This window comes from Clostridium sp. UBA7503 (genome assembly GCF_002477055.1).
In the GTDB taxonomy this organism is placed as follows: Bacteria; Bacillota; Clostridia; order Clostridiales; family Clostridiaceae; genus Clostridium_J; species Clostridium_J sulfidigenes.
In genome coordinates this window covers 1-20,934 of sequence record NZ_DLNT01000025.1, presented here as the reverse complement: position 1 = coordinate 20,934, position 20,934 = coordinate 1, and the positions used below count along the sequence as shown (strand labels likewise).

Annotated in this window: 16 protein-coding genes, 1 riboswitch and 1 other annotated feature; of the genes, 11 read left to right on the top strand and 5 right to left on the bottom strand. The window is 29.9% G+C overall.

Going from position 1 to position 20,934, the window contains the following annotated elements; translation table 11 throughout:
• The first annotated feature begins 1 nt into the window (after nt 1).
• The 4 genes from rsmA to B3630_RS07480 all read left to right on the top strand — a co-directional run bounded on the left by rsmA (nt 2) and on the right by B3630_RS07480 (nt 4,063).
• Nucleotides 2–844, top strand: coding sequence for a 16S rRNA (adenine(1518)-N(6)/adenine(1519)-N(6))-dimethyltransferase RsmA (gene rsmA / locus B3630_RS07495; protein ID WP_346896881.1), 843 nt, complete (start codon nt 2–4; stop codon nt 842–844).
• A gap of 101 nt (nt 845–945) precedes the next feature.
• Nucleotides 946–2,484 carry a hypothetical protein gene (locus B3630_RS07490; RefSeq protein WP_346896879.1) on the top strand — a complete coding sequence of 513 codons (1,539 nt, stop codon included), beginning with the start codon at nt 946–948 and terminating at the stop codon, nt 2,482–2,484.
• Between the two features lie 94 nt (nt 2,485–2,578).
• Entirely contained in the window at nt 2,579–3,163 is a 585-nt protein-coding gene (locus tag B3630_RS07485; protein ID WP_346896877.1) for a hypothetical protein, read from the top strand.
• 93 nt (nt 3,164–3,256) lie between these two features.
• On the top strand, nt 3,257–4,063 hold the full coding sequence (locus tag B3630_RS07480; RefSeq protein ID WP_346896875.1) for a hypothetical protein: 807 nt from the start codon (nt 3,257–3,259) through the stop codon (nt 4,061–4,063).
• A gap of 72 nt (nt 4,064–4,135) precedes the next feature.
• Here B3630_RS07480 and thiT read toward each other — a convergent pair whose 3' ends face one another.
• From thiT to B3630_RS07460, 4 genes are all read right to left on the bottom strand, one after another.
• Nucleotides 4,136–4,780, bottom strand: coding sequence for an energy-coupled thiamine transporter ThiT (thiT, locus tag B3630_RS07475; protein ID WP_346896872.1), 645 nt, complete (start codon nt 4,778–4,780; stop codon nt 4,136–4,138).
• A gap of 110 nt (nt 4,781–4,890) precedes the next feature.
• A riboswitch (TPP riboswitch) is annotated at nt 4,891–4,986 on the bottom strand.
• A gap of 140 nt (nt 4,987–5,126) precedes the next feature.
• Nucleotides 5,127–5,327 (bottom strand): cold-shock protein, encoded by a 201-nt coding sequence (locus B3630_RS07470; protein ID WP_035130858.1) that lies wholly within the window; start codon nt 5,325–5,327, stop codon nt 5,127–5,129.
• Between the two features lie 200 nt (nt 5,328–5,527).
• Nucleotides 5,528–6,991 (bottom strand): SH3 domain-containing protein, encoded by a 1,464-nt coding sequence (locus B3630_RS07465; RefSeq protein ID WP_346896870.1) that lies wholly within the window; start codon nt 6,989–6,991, stop codon nt 5,528–5,530.
• A 152-nt stretch (nt 6,992–7,143) separates the two neighbouring features.
• Nucleotides 7,144–7,776, bottom strand: a complete 633-nt coding sequence (locus B3630_RS07460) for an MBL fold metallo-hydrolase (protein ID WP_346896868.1) — start codon at nt 7,774–7,776, stop codon at nt 7,144–7,146.
• A 246-nt stretch (nt 7,777–8,022) separates the two neighbouring features.
• Nucleotides 8,023–8,237: a binding site (T-box leader), on the top strand.
• A gap of 177 nt (nt 8,238–8,414) precedes the next feature.
• Between B3630_RS07460 and ileS the strand changes: the two genes are divergently transcribed.
• Nucleotides 8,415–11,516, top strand: a complete 3,102-nt coding sequence (ileS, locus tag B3630_RS07455) for an isoleucine--tRNA ligase (protein WP_346896866.1) — start codon at nt 8,415–8,417, stop codon at nt 11,514–11,516.
• A gap of 156 nt (nt 11,517–11,672) precedes the next feature.
• Complete coding sequence (locus B3630_RS07450; RefSeq protein WP_346896864.1) at nt 11,673–12,668, top strand: LacI family DNA-binding transcriptional regulator; 996 nt, start codon at nt 11,673–11,675, stop codon at nt 12,666–12,668.
• 66 nt (nt 12,669–12,734) lie between these two features.
• Here the strand turns inward: B3630_RS07450 and B3630_RS07445 are convergent, their stop codons facing one another.
• A complete protein-coding gene (locus tag B3630_RS07445) occupies nt 12,735–14,225 on the bottom strand; it encodes a 4Fe-4S dicluster domain-containing protein (RefSeq protein ID WP_346896862.1) in 1,491 nt (496 codons plus the stop codon).
• A 376-nt stretch (nt 14,226–14,601) separates the two neighbouring features.
• On the opposite strand from B3630_RS07445, the gene B3630_RS07440 reads away from it, so the two are divergent.
• The 5 genes from B3630_RS07440 to B3630_RS07420 all read left to right on the top strand — a co-directional run bounded on the left by B3630_RS07440 (nt 14,602) and on the right by B3630_RS07420 (nt 20,874).
• The gene (locus tag B3630_RS07440; protein ID WP_346896860.1) at nt 14,602–14,940 is read left to right on the top strand and encodes a hypothetical protein; all 339 of its coding nucleotides are present in this window, start codon (nt 14,602–14,604) and stop codon (nt 14,938–14,940) included.
• A gap of 145 nt (nt 14,941–15,085) precedes the next feature.
• Nucleotides 15,086–16,639, top strand: coding sequence for a cell wall-binding repeat-containing protein (locus tag B3630_RS07435; RefSeq protein WP_346896858.1), 1,554 nt, complete (start codon nt 15,086–15,088; stop codon nt 16,637–16,639).
• A gap of 249 nt (nt 16,640–16,888) precedes the next feature.
• Nucleotides 16,889–17,629, top strand: coding sequence for an N-acetyltransferase (locus B3630_RS07430; RefSeq protein ID WP_346896856.1), 741 nt, complete (start codon nt 16,889–16,891; stop codon nt 17,627–17,629).
• Nucleotides 17,630–17,640: 11 nt separating this feature from the next.
• A complete protein-coding gene (locus tag B3630_RS07425) occupies nt 17,641–19,107 on the top strand; it encodes a lipopolysaccharide biosynthesis protein (protein WP_346896854.1) in 1,467 nt (488 codons plus the stop codon).
• Between the two features lie 33 nt (nt 19,108–19,140).
• Entirely contained in the window at nt 19,141–20,874 is a 1,734-nt protein-coding gene (locus B3630_RS07420; RefSeq protein WP_346896851.1) for a phospho-sugar mutase, read from the top strand.
• Nucleotides 20,875–20,934: the final 60 nt, after the last annotated feature.

Genomic DNA, 20,934 nt, shown 5'->3' with positions numbered 1-20,934 from the left:
TATGGATAAATTAAATACAAAAGAACTAGTTGAAAAATATAATTTTAAGTTTACTAAAAGTTTAGGACAAAATTTTTTAACTGATTACACAGTACTTGAGGATATTGTAGAGGGTGCAAATATAACTGAGAATGACTACGTAATAGAGATAGGTCCAGGTGTTGGAACTTTAACTAAGGAGTTACTTAAAAGGGCTAAAAGAGTTACTAGTATAGAGCTAGATTCTAGATTAATACCTATCTTAGAATCAGAATTATCTAGTTATGAGAATTTTAGTTTAATAAATAAAGATGCTTTAAGGGTAAATTATAGAGAACTAATAGGTGAAGAAAAAAGTGTAAAGGTAGTAGCTAATTTACCATATTATGTAACAACACCTATAATAGCAAATCTTTTAAATAATAAATTAGATATAAAATCTATAACCATTATGATTCAAAAGGAAGTTGCAGAACGAATTAACGGAGAACCAAGTACTAAAGAATACGGAGCATTTACTCTACTTGCAAAGTATTATTGTGATACAAAAATTATTAGGAGTGTACCTCCAAGTTGCTTTATTCCATCTCCTAAAGTAGATTCTATAGTTATTAGACTAGATAAATTAGATAAACCTAGAGTTGAAGTGAAGGATGAAAAACTTTTCTTTAATATAATAAGGCAATCTTTTAATATGAGAAGAAAAACCCTATGGAATAGTATGAAAGCTATAGGATTATCTAAGGAACTACAAGAAAAGGCTTTTGAAGATGCGGGTATTAATCCAACTAGAAGAGGTGAAACTCTAACAATAGAAGAGTTTGCTACTTTAGCAAATAAAATATACGAGATTCGCCTTAAATAGACGAATCTTTTTTCTTATAAAAATAAATAGAGAATATCCTTCATTTTTTATACATAATAGTCATATATTATAATGTATAAATAAAAGTGGAGGTAAAGAGTATGCCGTCTAGAAAAAGCTATAATAGATTTTTTATAATATTACAAGAAGATCAAAAAGGATATGGACTAGATTCCAATAAAACACCTTCAGGCTACGCTAAGTTAGAGGTAAGAAATGATAAAGCAAAAGCCTCATTTTATGCTCAAAATCTTAAAAAGCAAAAGGGCCCATACTTTATGATTTTAATAGTTCAAGGAAATAATGGTAATGAACTAATAAATCTTGGTCGAATCAATATAGATGATGGAGGAAAAGCTGATGTTAGCAATGAATTTGATGCTAATAATTTAGTAAATACAAACATAGGTATGGACAAGGTGCAAGGAGCAGCTATTGGTAAGATAAGTGAAGATAAAGTTATGCCTGTAATGGTAGGGTTTATTGGAGGGGAAGAGCTTAAAAACTGGCAGAACTATCCTCTAGCCAAGAGTGATAGTAATACTGTAAAAGAAAATAATAGTAAAACTACACCAGTAAAAAAAACTCCAAAATCATATAATGAAAATATTAATAAAGTAGTGCCTCAAATTCAAAATACAAATTTGGGGCAGCAAGAAAGTAATGCTGGAATTATACAAAACAACACCAATAATATACAGCAACAAACAGGAATGCCGCAAAATACAGGAATTGATAATATACAGCAACAAACAGGAATGCCACAAAATGTAGGAACTGATAATACAAACATTACTAATCCTCCATATGGTGGAATTATTCCTAATATACCTGGGAGTACTTCTACTCCTATCCCTAATATAAATATACCTGGAATCACCCCTACTCCAATGTCTAATACAAGAAGCGATGAAAATTATATAAGTGATGAAGTAGATATTATTGATGTTGAAGAGATTGAACCTTTGGTAAAGAATGATCTAATAAATGAGCAATTAGAAAGTAATGATGAAGACTATATTGATGAGGAGAATAGAATATTTGAAGAATATGAAAAAGAAATAGAAAGGTTAAAAGATTATAGAAAAAAACACTCTAAAAAGAAGAATAAATATGAGGATTGTAAGGTGAAAAAGTCATATGATTATGACGATATAAATAAAAAATATGAAGATTGTAAACCTGAGAAATATAAAAAAAATGAATGGAATGATAAGGATTATCCAATCGGAACTATGGGTAAATTTTTTAAAGAAGTAATCTATGGTTTAGAGAAGATTGGCAGTAATGAGAATATTAAAAACTGTTTTTGGTATAAAGCTCATGTAAAAAAATTAGAGGATATGTATTGTGTTTATGATTACAATAAATATTCTGTGGTGTTTTATCCGATGATTTGCTATTATCCTTATATATCACGACATGGAAATTTCATGGTTGGATATAAATGTGATGATGAAGGTAATTTAAAATATATTATATATGCAATACCAGGCACAAGAGATTTGGCAGACCAACCATATGAAGGAAAGACTGGTTTCGTAACTTTCATGCCAGATGAAGATAATGATAAAACAGGTCATTGGTTAATGTATTATGATATAAAAGGCAATACTGTGGTTGTACCAGTTAAGAGATAAGATAATATATGAGTTTAAAACTCCGAATTTTATTCGGAGTTTATTCTATTTTTTGAAAAAGGTACATAGTATATTAATAAAGGGAGGGTAACATATGAAATTAGTAGATGATAATATGAGAAAATTAGGATTAGCAATAATACTAGCAGGGCTTATGATAGTTATATTAGGAGTTGGAAAATATTTTGAAGAAAGTCTAAGAACAGCTACATTAACTCAAAATAGTATGGTTGAATTTAAGCAATATGATATTCTAGATGGTAAAATAAAATATAAGTTACCTAGTAGCTGGTTAACTACAATAAAAGAGAATAAAGATGATAAAGTTGTATACTTAAATGAGTTTGTTTCAAATGATGCTAATACTTATGGTTCTATAGAGTTCATAAGTAGCAGTGAAGGTGTTAAAGCAACAATAGATAAGTGCATAGCAGATGTAGAAGGCATGGGAATAAAAGACTATAAAAAAGAAAAAGTAAAGATAGATAATATAGAATTAGATTATATTAAGTATGATTTAAAAAGTAGTAAAGAAAATGTAAAAAGAACCTATGAATATTATGTTCCATACGATGATTACGTAGCTAGAATAACATTTATAATTAGTGATAAAAAAGCTAGAGAGAATACACAAGTGGTATTTGAGAATATAATTAAAACTTTTTCCTTTGAAAAGTAAAAGAGTTATTTGATTTAATGTATAACAACTATTATAATAAAACATATGATAAAGAATGAAAAATTCTAAGAATTTTTCAAGTGGAGGGCAAAGGTGAGAAGAGTAAAAAGTAATTTCATAGTTATATTATTAATAATATCATCATTACTAATTTCCGCTTGTGGTATAAGGGGAAATGGTGATTTTAACTATATGCAAGAAAGGAACATTATGAAGGTTACAATTCAGAGTACTAGAGATAAAAGTTACAAGTTTGCTGTTACTGACAAAGATGTAATAAATGATATATATAGTATACTTTCTAGTGCAAGTGTTGTTGAGAAAAAGTCAACTTTAGAGCCAGACTATACTCTGGAGATATATGAGAGCCCAACAGAATTTAAGACCTTTAATTATGTAGCTGGACTTGATAAAAAGGATGGGGCAAATTTGTATAATGATGATAATAAGTATATTGTTTCTAAGAGGCTTGATAATGATATTATAAAAAACTTTGCAAATATAAGAAAACCTATCGACTTTGAGTATATATATTATACTTCTATTTTAAGTTGTTTAGATAAGTACGTATCCGCTAATAAAGATGCAGGTAATGTTGGAGTTAATATATCTAGTGATAATATGGCTGCACGTTTTCAAATATCCACAGAGATTGAGGAATTTAAGAAGAAAGTAAATAAACTTAAATCAGTAACATTTATGGATAACTCTGTTACCAGAGACGACTTTAATGTAGTTATGAATATAAAAACAGAAGGATATACATCTAAGAAATATAAAGGTATTGTTACATTTGAAAAGACTGAAAATGCTTCCTCCACTAGCTATTATATAAGTAACGTTTATGATCGTGGAGAATGGAAGTTTAGCATAAGTGATGAAGAACCCAAAGAATTCTAAAAGTAAAATAAGTATAGTAATTAAAAGGATATAGCGTGATGATTAAATGAACATCATGCTATATCCTTTTGATTATTGTATAGAATTATTAGTATAAGGAGCTAATCTTTTTGTAAGACTACTTAAATTTATAACTGAGCATACAGCTAAGCAAATTATACAATCTATAAGAATATAAGTACCATTATATACTAATGAATATACTGCCGGAGTTAAGTTATATTCAGCAGCATAACTTCCCCAGAAAATTATTCCCGCTATGTAGTGGAATATAAATCTTGCAAAGAAAGCCACTATTATAGCTAAATATTTATTTTTCTTAAAAAATCCTGAAAATCCAATTGCCATAAAAGGTAGAGTATAGTCAAAAAGAACTTGAATAGGATGCAGAATATATGTAGGTCCTATAACAAAGTTTAATATTCCGTACACAAAGCCAGTGAACATTCCTATAGTAGGTCCATAAATTAAAGATATTAAAATTATAGGTAGCATACTAGCAAGGGTTGCACTTCCACCTAAAGGAAATTCAAAAAATTTGAAAAATTGAAGAATTACCGACATGGCAACTGCTAAGGCTATATGAGTTGTTAGCCTAGAAGTAAACTTGATATGTTTAACTTTTATAAACACACATAATAGAATTAGGACACCAAATAAGGTGGCAATAGTTGTCCAACTAGCTAGAATATTTTTCATATTTGCTAAGATATTCATAGAGAGTCCTCCTTTAATTAACTAGTGCTAAGGACTAATGTTGAAGCTGAAGTATACTCTACAAAAAAGCCATGTTCGTAAGAACACGGCTAAATAACTAAGCATTAACTTAAGCTTATTAATCGCTTCCCTACGCTAGCATTATCTAGGTCAGGTAAAGGGTAATGAAATATCATTTCTCAGCCGAAGCACCCCTAGCACAATAATATTATTTTATATTTTCATGATAGCACACATAGTTTTATAGTTCAATAGAGCCTTATAGAAACCGGATAAAAATAGAGACTACGAATTTTAATCGTGTCTCTATAATGATGAATAATACATATTTCTTTAAAATATATATTTATATTTTTGTAACATTTGCTGCTTGAGGGCCTCTATCCCCACTAACTATTTCAAACTGAACCTTTTGTCCTTCATCAAGAACCTTATAGCCATCTCCTGTTACAGCAGAGAAATGTACAAATACATCTTCATGACCTTCCATAGATATAAATCCAAACCCTTTTTCACTATTAAACCATTTTACTGTTCCTACTTCCATATAATCTCCGTTAAGCAACTTAAATAGTTGCACCCTTTTCAACATACTCAGTTTTGCGGTGCTACTCCTGTTGGTCGTGTACTCTAGGGCATCAAATCTTAATATTATTAAGATAAGCACGGAATCTCCTTTCAAAATATTTGACCATATCTAATTTCTTAGATATTAATTATAGTGTTCTCAATTTGAAATTTTTTATACTATTTTATTATACGTTTAGCAATATAATATCTATTACTATAATAAGCAGAATTTAAGTTAGAAACTCTTACGCAGTCACCGGGTTTAGGAGATTGTATAAATAAATCATTACCTTTATAGATTCCTACATGAGATATATCATTAGAATCATCATCATTAGTAGTAAAGAAGATTAAATCTCCAGGTTTTAAATCCTTACGATCAACAATAACACCTTGATGCACTTGATAGTATGTAGATCTTTCTAGAGAGATACCTAGTTGCTTGTACACATATTGTACAAGCCCAGAACAATCAAAACCTACAGGGGTAAATCCACCCCAAAGGTATGGTACTCCAAGGTATTCTTCAGCTTTAGAAACTATATCATCTCCAGTATAGTTACTTTGAATAAGAGGAGTTTCCTTTACTATAGGATTTGATGATTGATTTTCATCACTTATGGTTACATAGTCACCGCTAATATATCCATTAGTATTACCTACCTTAACATTATACCAACCATTAGTATAAGAAATAATAGGTAATTTACTACCATATCTTACTGTAGTTATGATAGCATGGCTAGTGCCAGCTCCAGAACGGACATTTAAAGCATCTGCATTAACAATTGCAACCTTACCGTTTACAGTGTGAGAAGGTGGAGTTACTTCAGGTGGTGTAACAGTACCTGTACCAGGATTCTTGTCAGTAGAACTACTATTCTTTGATATGAATTCTGAACTTACAAAGGCTGTACTACCTTTAAATTTGATTTTGTGCCAACCGTTGCTGGTTGACAGTATTTCAACCTTAGAATTTTTATATAGAGTTCCAACTATTTTAGAACTAGTATTTCCACTAGAACGAACATTTAGAGCATCTGCATTAACAAAACCCGTAGATTTAACGGTACTATCAGTAGAAGAGTTATTATTAGTACTATTACCTGAGTTTGTATTAGTTGAAGAAGTATTAATGTATTCAGCACTAACAAAACCCGTAGTATTATTATATTTAATTTTGTGCCAACCATTGCTAGTAGATATTATTTGGACTTTAGCATTTTTAGAAAGAGAGCCAATAATTCTACTGTTAGTATTACCTGCAGAACGCACATTTAAGGCAGTAGCTGTAACGATTCCATTCTTAGATGCTTGTACTGTATTAGAATTATTATCTAGTCTTACATATTCTCCAGAAATCCAACCCGTAGTATTATTATATTTAATTTTATACCATCCATTTGATATCTCTAGAATTAATACTTTAGTATTATAATTTATTCTACCAATAATATTACTACTGGTATTATGATTTGATCTTATATTTAATACATCTGCAGTTATAGTTCCTGTAACTTCAGAGTTGTATGAAGAATTTGAAGTTTGAGCTGGATCAGCTATAGCTATAACTTGCATAGAAGTAGCAATGGCTGTGCCCGTTGCAAGTGTACATAAAACTTTCAATGCTTTATCATTCATTAATTAACAGTCCTTTCTCAACAATATTTTCCCATAGAATATATTTCATATTATTACTTAAATTATAAGGTAAAAAATGATATATAACAACAAATAACAGCAAATACATCTATATTTTTTTAATTCAATAGAACTCTAATCTAGTTTTAAGATTAGAGTTCAAAAATTTTAACTAAATTTACACCTTCTAAAGGTTGGTTTATAGCTAATGTATGAGATTTCAGGTTTACAGCATTTTTCATAAAAGATATGAAATTTTCTATTCCATGAACAGGAAAGTCTATATGTGGAACTTTATAATGCATTGGAATTACTAGTTTACTTTGGATTTTATTGCAAAGAGTGGCAGCAATTTCAGGAGCAATGGTAAAATTACTCCCTACTGGTATGAAGAGTATATCTACAGTGCCCAATAAATCTAATTCTTCAGCTGCTAGCATATGTCCAAGATCTCCTAAATGACATAGTTTTAAGCTATCCGTTTCTATTAAGTAAATTATATTGTCACCACGTTTAGCTCCCTTTATATTGTCATGATAAGATGGAAAGCCTTGAATTTTAATAGAAGAGCTTTCATATGAGCAAGGTGTGTTTATAATAATTGCACCAGGGTTTATTAAATCCGTATAGTTATGATCAAAATGGTCATGACTGATGGTAACTATATCTACAGAACCTTTATAGGGTGTTCCACCTAAACATTTATTAAAAGGATCCATAAGTATCTTTTCTCCATGAGAATTTTCAAGTAGAAAGCAAGAATGTCCAAACCAAGTAATTACCATAGGTAGTACCTCCTAATTAAGTAAAGTTAATTATTTAGTCTATTTTAATTATTAACAGCTTAGCTTAATTTATGCTTTAGTATGTGAAAAGAACATTTTAATTTAATAAGATGACTACAATAATGAGATTAGACAAAATTGTAGTAGATTAAATAATATTTTATTATGTTATTAGAGATAAAGGCCTTTACATTAAAATTTTTATATAATATAATAGATGTAAAATTAATTTATAAGATAGTATAGATAAAAGCTAAGAACAGGACAGTACTCTAAAAGGTAGCTTAAAGAGAGTGGGGGTAGGTGAAAACCCATAGTGAATAATTAGAGGAAGATCACCTAGGAGCTGAGAACTGAAATTTAGTAAGTTTTTCCGTATTTCTGCGTTAAGGAATAGGATATGTTAGTATCCGAAATTATCAACACTGTAGGTGGTATAGCGAAGTAACTTCGTCCTTAGTAGGGCGGAGTTTTAATTTTTATCCAGGATATATTAGATTAATTAATGTATGATATGGATAAAATTAGGAATATATACTATTAAATTAATTTGACCTTATAATACTTTACAATATTTAAAAGATCCCATGAGATTAACCAGAAATGGTACAGATAAACTATGTAAGGAGGAAAAATATATGTATAAGAAAATTGACAACACAAAGTCTTTTATGGACATTGAGAAAGATATGTTAAAGCTTTGGGAAGAAAAAGACGTAATACAAAAGAACTTCGACTTAAATGATGAAGGTGAATATTTTACGTTCTATGATGGACCGCCAACCGCTAATGGTAAACCACACATAGGCCATGTTATAACTAGAGTTATGAAAGATATAATCCCAAGATACAAAGTTATGAAAGGATATAAGGTTTTAAGAAAAGCTGGATGGGATACTCATGGTCTTCCAGTAGAACTTGAAATTGAAAAGAAACTTGGAATTTCAGGAAAGCCTGAGATTGAAAAGTATGGTGTAGAAGAATTTGTTACTCAATGTAAAGATAGTGTATTCTCTTACGTTGAAATGTGGAGAGAAATGTCTGAAAGGCTTGGTTATTGGATTGACATGGAAAATCCATATGTAACTTATCATAATGATTATATAGAATCAGTATGGTGGGCTTTAAAGCAAATGTGGAATAAGGATTTATTATATAAAGGACACAAAGTAATGCCTTATTGCCCAAGATGTGGAACTACTTTATCATCTCACGAAGTAGCACAGGGATATAAAGATGTAAAAGATAGCTCGGCTTATGTAAAATTTAAATTAAAAGATGAAGACAAATATGTATTAGTATGGACAACAACTCCTTGGACATTACCAAGTAACGTTGCTCTTGCTATCAATAAATCTTATGATTATGTGGAAGTTTTACATGAAGGTGAATATCTAATTCTTTCAAGAGCTCTTTTAAACAAACTTCAAGGTGAGTATGAAGTGGTAGCTGAATTTAAAGGAGAAACATTGCTTGGAAAAGAATATGAGCAAATGTTTAAGTTCGAAGTGCCTGAAGAAAAAGCATTTTATATAGTTCATGGAGATTTTGTAACATTAACAGATGGTACTGGAATAGTTCATATAGCACCTGCTTATGGAGATGATGATAATCAATTAGGAAAGAAATATGGTCTTCCTATGATTAATCTAGTAGATGGAGAAGGTAACTTTGTTCCAGCAGTAACTCCTTGGGCTGGAATATTTGTAAAAAAAGCAGATGAGAAGATTTTAGCTTATTTAAAAGAAAATAATATTCTTTATAAGAGTGAGAAATTTATGCACTCATATCCACATTGCTGGAGATGTGATACACCACTTCTTTATTATCCAAGAGAAAGTTGGTTTGTAAGAATGTCTTCAGTAAGGGACCAACTTATTGAAAATAATAACAAAATAAATTGGATGCCTGACAATGTAAAAACAGGTAGAATGGGTAAATTCCTTGAGAATGTAATTGATTGGGGAATTTCTAGAAATAGATATTGGGGTACTCCACTTCCAATTTGGGAATGTGAATGTGGGCACAGAGAGTTAATAGGAAGTGTTGAAGAACTTAAGAAAAAAGGTGTAAGTGTACCAGAGGGAATAGAGCTTCATAAGCCATATATTGATAGGGTTAAGCTTACTTGTCCACACTGCCAAAAGGAAATGACAAGGGTTGAAGAAGTTATAGATTGTTGGTTTGACTCAGGTTCAATGCCATTTGCTCAATATCACTATCCTTTTGAAAATAAAGAACTATTTGAAGCAAACTTCCCAGCACAGTTTATTTCAGAAGCTGTAGACCAAACAAGAGGATGGTTCTATACACTTCTTGCTATTTCTACAACTGTGTTTGAGAATAATCCTTTTGAAAATTGTATAGTACTAGGACACGTTTTAGACAAAGATGGACTTAAGATGTCTAAACATAAAGGGAATGTACTTAGTCCATTTACAGTACTTGAAAATGAAGGAGCAGATGCCTTAAGATGGTATTTCTATACTGGTAGTGCACCATGGCTTCCATCAAGATTCTATGAAGAAGCTGTTATAGAAGCTCAAAGAAAATTTATAGGAACACTATGGAATGTGTATTCCTTCTATGTTCTATATGCAGAATTAGACAATTTTAATCCAATGGATTATAAAGATTTTAAATCAGAAAATATAATGGATAAATGGATGATGTCTAAGCTGAATACATTAGTTAAAAATATAGATGAGCATTTAGAAAACTACAGAATAACTCAAGGAGCTAAAGAATTAGAAGATTTTGTAGATGAATTATCTAACTGGTATGTTAGAAGAAACAGAGCAAGATTCTGGGGTGAAGAGCTTACAGAGGATAAGATAGGTGCTTACATGACTTTATATAGAGTACTTGTATCATTCTCTAAAATAGCTGCACCATTTATACCATTTATAACAGAAGAGTTATATCAAAATCTTGTTGTTGCTTTTGATAAGGATGCAGAAGAGAGTGTTCACCTATGTAAATGGCCAGAATACGTTAAAGCTGATGTAGATGAGGTATTAGAAGATGAAATGGATAAGGCATATAAGATAGTTAAGCTTGGAAGAAGTGCAAGAAATGGGGCTAATATTAAGAATAGACAGCCACTTGGAAAAATGCTTGTATCTGTAGATTCACTTCCAGAATATTATGGACACATAGTTAAGGATGAGCTTAATATTAAACAAGTAGAACTAGGAGCAAACCTTTCTAAATATGTTAACTTTGAAATAAAACCTAATCTTCCAGTACTAGGAAAGGCTTACGGAAAAATGATTCCAGGAATCAGAAAAGGTATAGCCTCAATGAATCAAATGGATCTTGCACAAAGAGTAAATAATGGTGAAGTGGTTACAATAAATGTAGATGGAACTGAAATAGAGTTAAATAAAGAAAATTTACTTGTAACAATGCAGGGCTTAGAAGGATTTGCTTTTGCTGGGGAAGGTGAAATAGGTGTAGTATTAGATACAAATATTTCAGAAGAACTTAGAGAAGAAGGTCACATAAGAGAAGTTCTAAGCAAAATACAAAACATGAGAAAAGAAACAGGATTTGAAGTTTCAGACAAGATAAACTTATACTTTGCTGGAAATGAAATCTTAGAGAATGTAATAAGAAAGTTTGAAAATCAAATAAAGAAAGATACATTAGCATTAACTGTAGCCTATAATAGTGATAAGGCTATAAATGAAGTTAAAATTAATGGTGAAAAGTTATTATTACATGTAGAAAGAGTTTAATAATAATATGTTAAATTAAAATATTAAGTAGTTTAGATGGAGTTAATATGATAATAAATTGCTCCATCTAAACTTTATAATTATACTTTACTTTATAGTATAAATAAGGTATATATGTATTAAAAATATGCAGAATAATAAGAGAGGTGATATATAGTGGCAGCGTCAATTAAAGATGTAGCAAAAGAAGCAAATGTTTCTATTGCCACAGTTTCAAGAGTATTAAATGATATAGATGTAGTCAATCAAGAGACAAAGCAAAGAGTTCTAGATGCAATAGACAAGTTAGATTATAGACCAAATATTTTAGCAAGAAGCTTAAAGACTCAAAGGTCAAGCACAATTGGTATAATAATACCAGATATATCAAATTCCCTTTTCCCTGAGATTGTAAGAGGGGCAGAGGACTTAGCAAGTATTTATAATTATAATATAATGTTATGTAATACTGATCTAGACAAGAGTAGAGAAAAAGAAAGTTTTAATATATTAAGAGAGAAGATGGTAGACGGTATAATATATATGGGAGACCGTCTAGATAAAGAGATAAAGGCAGCTATAAAATCTGTTGGCACTCCTGTAGTATCAATAGGTGCTATGGATGATGAAGGAGATGTTCCTAGTGTAGGTATAGATAGTTATACTGCTGCATACGATGCTGTAAATTATCTATTCTCAAAAAATAATAAAAACATAGCATATATAGGATACATTAAAGAAAATGCTACTGAATATAAAAAAATGTATCATGGCTATAAAGACGCCATGGATGAAGAGAATTGTTTCAATGAAAAACTAGTTTATCTTGGAAGTTTAAAATATGAGGACGGCTTTGAAGGAATCACTCATATTATAAAAGATAATAAGATTGATGCAGTTTTATGTGGAAGCGATCAATCAGCTCTTGGAGTTATAAATGCGTTAAGAGAAAAAGGAATTAGGGTACCAGAAGATATAAATGTTATAGGCTTTGATAATATAGCATTATCAGGAGTATTTTATCCTAAGCTTACTACAGTTTCTCGTCCCCTATACGATATGGGATCTGTGGGAATGAGACTTCTTATAAAGCTTGTAAATAAGATTCCGGTTGAAGAGACTTATTACAGATTACCATATAACATAGTTGAAAGAGATTCTTGTAAGAAATAAATAAAATTAAATATAAAATAATTTAAACAATAAAAAAGTGGATTTTAGAATCCACTTTTTTATTGTTTATCTATCTAAGGATACTTTTCCCATAAGTTTATTAGCCTTATTATCAGACACATTTTTTATAGATGAACTTTTACCTTCTTTAATAAAGATTCCCTTAGTGGTCACAGGATCTGAGAAGATTCCAGCACCATTTATACATCCACCATTACACATCATTCCTTCAATAAAGTTACCTTGTAGTCTGTTTATTTTTGCCATGTTTAAAGCTTTTTTTATTTCTGTAGAACCTGAAACTTTTACTGGTTTAAATTCTACATCAATATTTTCTGTACTAACATAATTTTCTATAGCAGCAGTAAGTCCACCAGCCATACCAAAGCCCCTACCTAAAGTTGAGCCATCTTCAAGGGTCTCTTCACTACAGTTTTCAGGATTTGTATCGAAAGCATCGAATATAGCACAAAGCTCTTCAAAGGTTAGCACGTAGTCAATAACTGCAGCTACATCCCGTCTTTTAGCTTCAGCTTTCTTAGCTGTACATGGACCGATAAATACTATTTTAGCATCAGGAGTTTCATTTTTTATAGCACGTCCAATTGCAATCATTGGAGACACTGTATTGGAGATGTGAGAAACCTCAGTAGGAAATCTTTTCTCAATGTAGCTAAAGAAGCCTGGACAACAAGAATTAGTCATATAATTTTGTCCATTTTCCATTCTCTCTACAAATTCCTTAGCTTCGTGCATTGTTACCATATCTGCACCACAAGATGCTTCGAACACATCAGAAAATCCAATTGCTTTTAATGAAGATTTAATTTTACCTATTGGAACATTATTGCCCATCTGACCAGAAATTGATGGGGCAACAATTGCAATCATGTTGTGTTTTTTCTGATATAATTTTTTGGATACAGGAGCCACAAGACTTTTATCAGATATAGCACCAAAAGGACAAGCTGTCATACAAGCTCCACATTGAATACAATCATCTTCATTAATAATAGCACGTCTAGTGATTTCGTCTACCTTGAGAGCTCCAGTTGGGCATGAAGTTTTACAAGGACGACGAACTTCAGATATAGCATTATAAGGACAAATCTTCTTACAAAGTCCACATTCTTTACATAATTCCTGATTTATATATGATTTACCACCTACAGTCATCATGGCATTAGCAGGACATACTTCCTTACATTTATGAGTAATACAACCTCTACAAGCCTCTGTAACGGTATATTTATCTATGGGACATCTATCACAAGCAGCTTCTATGACGTACATAATTTGCTCATTATTTTTAATATCAATAAGATCACTATATTCATCCCCTATAGGCATATATCCAGCAGCTAGTTTAGCTCTTTGATTTACTATAGCACGCTCTTTAAAAATACAGCATCTATATGCGGGGGTATCTTTATCAACTATAAATTTATGAATATTGAATATTTCTTTGGTATTTAGATTATCATTAATAGATAAAAGGACAATTTGCTTTAGAACCTCATGCTTAATCTTTTTTAACGATGTATCAAAAGTAAACATTAAAATCCCTCCTAATTTAATAACATTGTTAATTTTTTAACCAACATTAATTATAGCATCATTTTAATTTTATGCAATAGGTCAAGCATTGAAAAATAAAATTTGGTAAGAATATATTAGTGATGATAGTCATCAGATAAATATATTTGAAATTAGGGTCACATAGTTATATACTAATAAAGGTTTAATTATTGGTTAAAAAAAGTATTTATACCCGTGAAGTTTATTTTAATTTAAATAGAAATAAATTTCATAATAAAAACATAGAATTAATAAAGAAGATAATTTAATTTATATTAAAAGGTTTATAATAAAATTTTATGATAAAGAAAAGATATTTTAACTATAAGAAGACTAAAAGAAGGAGGAGATTATAATGAGTAATAAAATTAATGTTATATGGAAAAGTGAAGAGAACAATAGTTTTATAATAGGGGAGATTTTAAATAGTGACCATAGATACTACTTTAGGTATAATCTAGGAGAAGTGAAAAGAGCTATGGAAGAAGGCTTTAATGTATTAGAAGGATTCCCTAGAGTAAATTCAAAGTATTTTAGTGAAGAGCCATTTAAATTATTTACCAATTGGATTGAAAAAGATCAGAAAGTAAATGATTTAAGTTTTGATATGTTTAAAGGATTTACTTATGGGCAATTTAGATTTGAAGAGAATAATAAAGATAGTAATGAAGATAGTAATGAAGAAATAGTATAAAGAAAAGAGCAAAATATATTTATTATGTTTTGCTCTTTATTTAAATGAAATAAATCAATATGGGAAAATTACGATGTAGTTTGTAAATATATGATATAATAATAGTATTATAATAATAATTTATCAATATTTGGAGGAAATTGATATGGGAAGATGCTGTACAAAGATATTAGTGAGCTTATTTATATTGTTAACATTCAATATAATGAGTGCATATGGAATAGATACGGACTATATTTGTGGTATAGATAGGTATGAAACAGCATCTATTATTGCATCTAAAATGCAATATTCTTCTGTTATTTTAGTTAATGGAAGTTCATTAGCAGATGGACTTTCTGCTAGTGGGTTAAGTGGTGCAGTAAATTCTCCGATCTTACTGACTCAGTCCAATATCCTACCAGAAGTAACACGTAGTAAGCTAAAAAAAGCGAGTACTGTATACATTATAGGTGGAAAGAGCGTAATTTCCTCCAATATAGAGTCAAAGATAACCAAGATGGGTAAAAAAGTTATAAGGATTGGTGGAAAAAATAGATATGATACATCTATTTTAATAGCAAACAAAATTGAAAAAATAAATGGTATTAGAGAAATATATTATGTAAACGGACTTAGAGGAGAAGCGGATGCTATGAGTATAGCTCCAGTAGCAGCTAATAAAGGAAATCCTGTAATTTTAACAGATGGTAACTCTACGACTTACAGAAAAAATGTACAATCTTACTCTATAGGTGGTACTGGAGTTATGAGTACTAATTTTAATAATTTTTCTACGAGAATTGATGGAATAGATAGATTTGATACTAATAGGAATGTTATTAATCAATTTTTCCACGATAAACGTCATGTTAATTTAAGTAAGTCTCATATATTAGTTGATGCATTAACAGCTTCAGTATTAAAGGAGCCTGTAGTTTTAGTTTCGGATGATTCGGATAAGAGTATAATTGCAGGTGCTAAGAGTGCTACTATTTTAGGAAATATAAGCGAAATTGCTATAAGTCGTGCTAAGAGTTATTTATATGGAGATAAAGTGATATTTTATGTACAACATCAAGATGATGAAACTATTTTTGGTGGAAGCACTGTAATAGATGCTATAAAGTCTGTAGGAAGTAAGAATGTTTATATAGTCCTAGTTACAGATGGAAGTGGATCTAAGGTGTTTAATTACGAAAGATACAAGGATCTTACACATGAGCAGAAGGTAAATTTAAGAGACAATGAATTTAAAGCAGCAATAGATAGATTAGGGGTAAAATTAGAAAATGTAATATTTTTAAATCAACCAGAAGATAAAATAAATAACGAACTTTTAAAAGATACTGTATTATATTTTGAAAATACCTTTAATAATGTAACACACATTACCCATAGTTATAAATATGAAACCCATCTGCAACACATAGCTACAGGAAATACAGTTAATAGTTTGTATGTAAATGGACTTATAAAAGACTGTAGATTTTTAGCTAGAGAGGATAAAATCTCAGGAATTTTAAGACATAAATTAATAGAAAGTGTTGCAGATAATAATGAAGAAAAGAAAAAAGTTCTTAATGCATGTAGTGAGTATGAATTAGATAATAAAGATATGATAAGAGAAGGTATAGGTTATAAATCAGTAAGTAAATTATTTATAAGATTAACATCTAATCCAAAAGTACCGTCATATCTTCACGAATCTGGGATATAGTTAAAAATTGGCTTAAGATAGTTAATCTTAAGTCAATTTTTATATTATTAATAAAATTAATAAATCTTTAAATTTAAGCTGTGCATAGAAAAATTATTTATATAGAAGATAAGTATTAAATAAGATATAATATATCTAGTAGTTATTAATAAACAATAGAGAATACAACATGTTATATTCGATTTTGTATAAAATCTAAAAATAATATAAGTGAATAATGGATTAGCATATAAAAAGGAAGTGTAATATATGAATTATATATCAGAAAAAGCTACTATAGGAGACAATGTTAAGGTAGGAAGGTTTGCGGTTATTGAAGATAATGTTATTATAGGGGATAACTGCATTATTGGTCATAATGTAGTTATCCATGAAGATACTATAATAAAAGATAATGTTAGGATAGATGATAATACTGTTATAGGTAAAACTCCAATGAGGGGGGTAAACAGTATATTTAAAGATGAAGAGAAGTTACCAAACTGCACCATAGGAGAAGGGTGTTTAATTGGGGCTACTACAATAATTTATAGAGGAGCAATCATAGGATATAAGACATTAATTGCAGACATGGCAACTATAAGAGAAAATGTAACTATAGGAGATAAAACAGTTATAGGAAGAGGCTCAACTGTAGAAAACTTCTGTGTTGTAGGATCAAATTGTAAGATTCAAACTAATGTATATTTAACTGCATATTCTACTGTGGAGGATTATGTATTTATAGCACCTTGTGTTGTAACTTCAAATGATAATTATGCAGCACGTTCAAAGGAGAGATTTGGAAAGTTCAAAGGTATTACTATTAAAAATGGTGGTAGACTTGGAGCAGGAGTGGTAGTACTTCCAGGTAAAGTTGTAGAAGAGGAAGGATTTGCAGCAGCAGGGTCTTTAGTTACAAAGGATGTACCAGCTAGAAAAGTAGTAGTTGGAAGTCCAGCAAAAGTTTTAAGAGATGTACCAGAGGATCAACTTCTAGAGAATCAGTAGGATTAAAGATTATGAGTAATTTAAATTCAAAATTAAGTGGTATAAAAAAGAATTCTTTACTTGGAAAGTTTCTATCTTTCTCTATAGGGAATTGGATAGTATTAATCATAGGGCTTATATCCTCTCCAATTATAACCAGGATAATAGAGCCTGTGGAATACGGTAAGTTTGGAATGTTCAATTTATATGCTGGCATACTTACGTTAATTATAACCTGTGGATTAGACCAGTCTTATGTAAGATTTTTTTACGAAGAGGATGAAGTTAATAGAAACAAATTATTATTTGATAGTATAAAGATTCCTTTGATATTAAATATATTAATATCGATTATAATCATTATATTTAAAGTTCCTATATCAAATTATGTAATATCTGAATATAATCCAAATTTTATAATATTACTTATATTAAATGTAACTTTAGCTTCTATATGCAGATTTTCACTTTTGACAGTAAGAATGAAGCAAAAGGGAAGACTATATTCTATGCTACAGGTAATGCAAAAGCTAAGTTATCTTATGTCTATAGCATTGTTTTTTATGATATATAGTAATAATTTCTTAACTCTTGCTTATGCAACCGTGATTTCAAATGCTGTAGTAGCAGGTATATCTATATTTGCTGAGAGAGATAGTTGGAACTTTAAGAACATTAAAGATAAAAAACTAAAAAATTCTCAATTAGATATCTTAAAATATGGAATACCATTGATCTTTACAGTATTGGTTACATGGTTATTCCAATCTGCTGATAAGATGGCAATAAAAGCTTTTTATGGTAATTATGAAGTGGGAATATATAGCTCAGCTAATAGTATAATAGCCATATTAAACATATTACAGACATCATTTGCAACCTTTTGGATACCGGTGGCTTTTGAAAAGTATGAAAAAGCTCCAGAGGATACAAAGTTTTTTTCAAATATTAATGATATAGTTAGTTTTTTAATGTTTGGAATAGGAATTGGCATAATATTGTTTAAAGATGTAATTGTGTTAATTTTAGGACCTAAGTATAGAACTGCATCTTACATAATGCCATTTTTAGTATTTATGCCTGTATTATATACCATGTCAGAGGTATCAGTTGGAGGTATAAATTTTAAAAAGAAACCTAAATATCACATAGTAATAGCTTCAATAGCTTGCCTATTTAATGTTATAGGAAATAGTATTTTGGTACCAATGCTAGGAGCTAAAGGTGCTGGTATTTCTACAGGACTAGCATATATAGTATTTTATTATGCAAGAACTTTAATATCTAGAAAACTCTATAAAGTGGATTATAGTATAGGAAGGACTACAGTAGCTATATTAGCTATATCTATTCTTGCTTTATACACAAGTTTTATGGAATTTTCTATTATTACAGTAATTATTGGCATTATAGTTATATTAATAGTTTTATTCTTATATAGAAATACTATTAAAAGTATGAAAGACATGATATTTAAAGATAAAAAAATAAAAATTTAAAAAGATAAAATATGTAAATAGGGAGGAGTATAATTGAATTATAGAGATAAATATAATTTATGGATTAATTCACCTGAAATTGATGATAAAACTAAAGCAGAACTAAAAAACATTATTGATGAAACTGAACTAGAAGATAGATTTTATAAAGAGCTGGAATTTGGAACAGGAGGATTAAGAGGAATAATTGGAGCTGGGAGCAATAGGTTAAATATATATACTGTAGGAAAGGCAACACAAGGATTTGCTAATTATTTAAATAATAAATATACTTCTCCAAAGGTTGCAATAGCTTATGATTCTCGTCATATGTCTAAGGAGTTTTCAGAGTATGCTGCTAGGGTTTTAGCTGGTAATGGTATAAAAGTATACTTATATGATAGGCTTACTCCTACCCCTATGCTTTCTTATGCTGCAAGAGAGTTAAACTGCCAAGGTGGCATAGTATTAACAGCTTCACATAATCCTAAAGAGTATAATGGATATAAAGTCTATGGTGATGATGGATGTCAAGTTACAGATGCATCAGCTAATGAAATTATAACCTTTGTAAATAATATTGATTCCTTTGCCCAGGTTACAGTAATGGATATTAAGGAAGCAGTTGAAAAAAAATTAGTTAACTATATAGGAGAAGAAATATATACTTCGTATATAGAAAGAGTAAAGGAGCTTACCATAAGAAAAGAACTAGTAAAAAATCATGGTAAGGAGCTTAAAATAATATATACTCCTATTCATGGTACTGGCAATATTCCAGTAAGAAGAGTACTAGATGAACTGTCTTATAAGAATGTAGAGGTAGTTAAAGAACAAGAACTACCTGATGGAGCTTTTCCAACAGCACCATATCCAAATCCAGAGGATAGTAAAGTATTTAAGCTAGCTTTAGAAATGGCAAGGGATTTTGCTCCTGATATAATCCTTGGTACAGATCCTGATTGTGATAGAATAGGGGCTGTAGTGAAAGATAATAAAGGTGAATATAGAGTTCTTACGGGTAATCAAGTAGGTGTACTATTAACTCATTATATAATATCATCCTTAAGAGAAACAGGAAATTTAGATACTAAGGGTACTATAATTAAAACTATAGTTTCCACAGATATGATAAAACCTATATGTAAGAAATTTGACGTACAGATTAAGGAAGTTCTAACAGGGTTTAAGTATATAGGAGAGCTTATAGGAAACTTTGAAAAAGCTCCAGGTAATAATAAGTTCCTATTAGGGTTTGAAGAAAGTTATGGATATTTAGCAGGGGATTTTGTTAGAGATAAGGATGCAGTTATAGCAGCAGCTTTAATATGTGAAATGACTCTTTATTATAAATCCATAGGTAAGACTTTATATGAAGGATTAATAGAACTATATGAAAGTTATGGATATTATAAAGAAAAGTTAATATCTATAGAGCTAAAAGGTAAGGATGGTCAAGAAAAAATTAAAGAAATAATTGAGTATTTCAGAAGTGAGAATATAAGAAGTTTTGGAGATTATAAAATATCTGTTAAGGAAGACTATAAACTAAGTTATAGTATTAATGTTGAAGGTTCTAGTAAAGAGGTTATAAATTTACCAAAGTCAAATGTTATTAAATTCATCTTCTGCAATGGATGTTACTTTGTAGTAAGACCTTCAGGAACAGAACCTAAGATGAAAATATACTTAGGTGTAACTGGAGAGAACAATGAAGTTTCGGATAGAAATTTATTAAAATTAGAAGACGCTGTTTTAAATAGTATAAAAGAGTTTTTACCACAGTAAAAGCAGGAGCTACATGGAATTTAATCCATGTAGCTCCTATTAAGTGCGCCCAGCATGGGC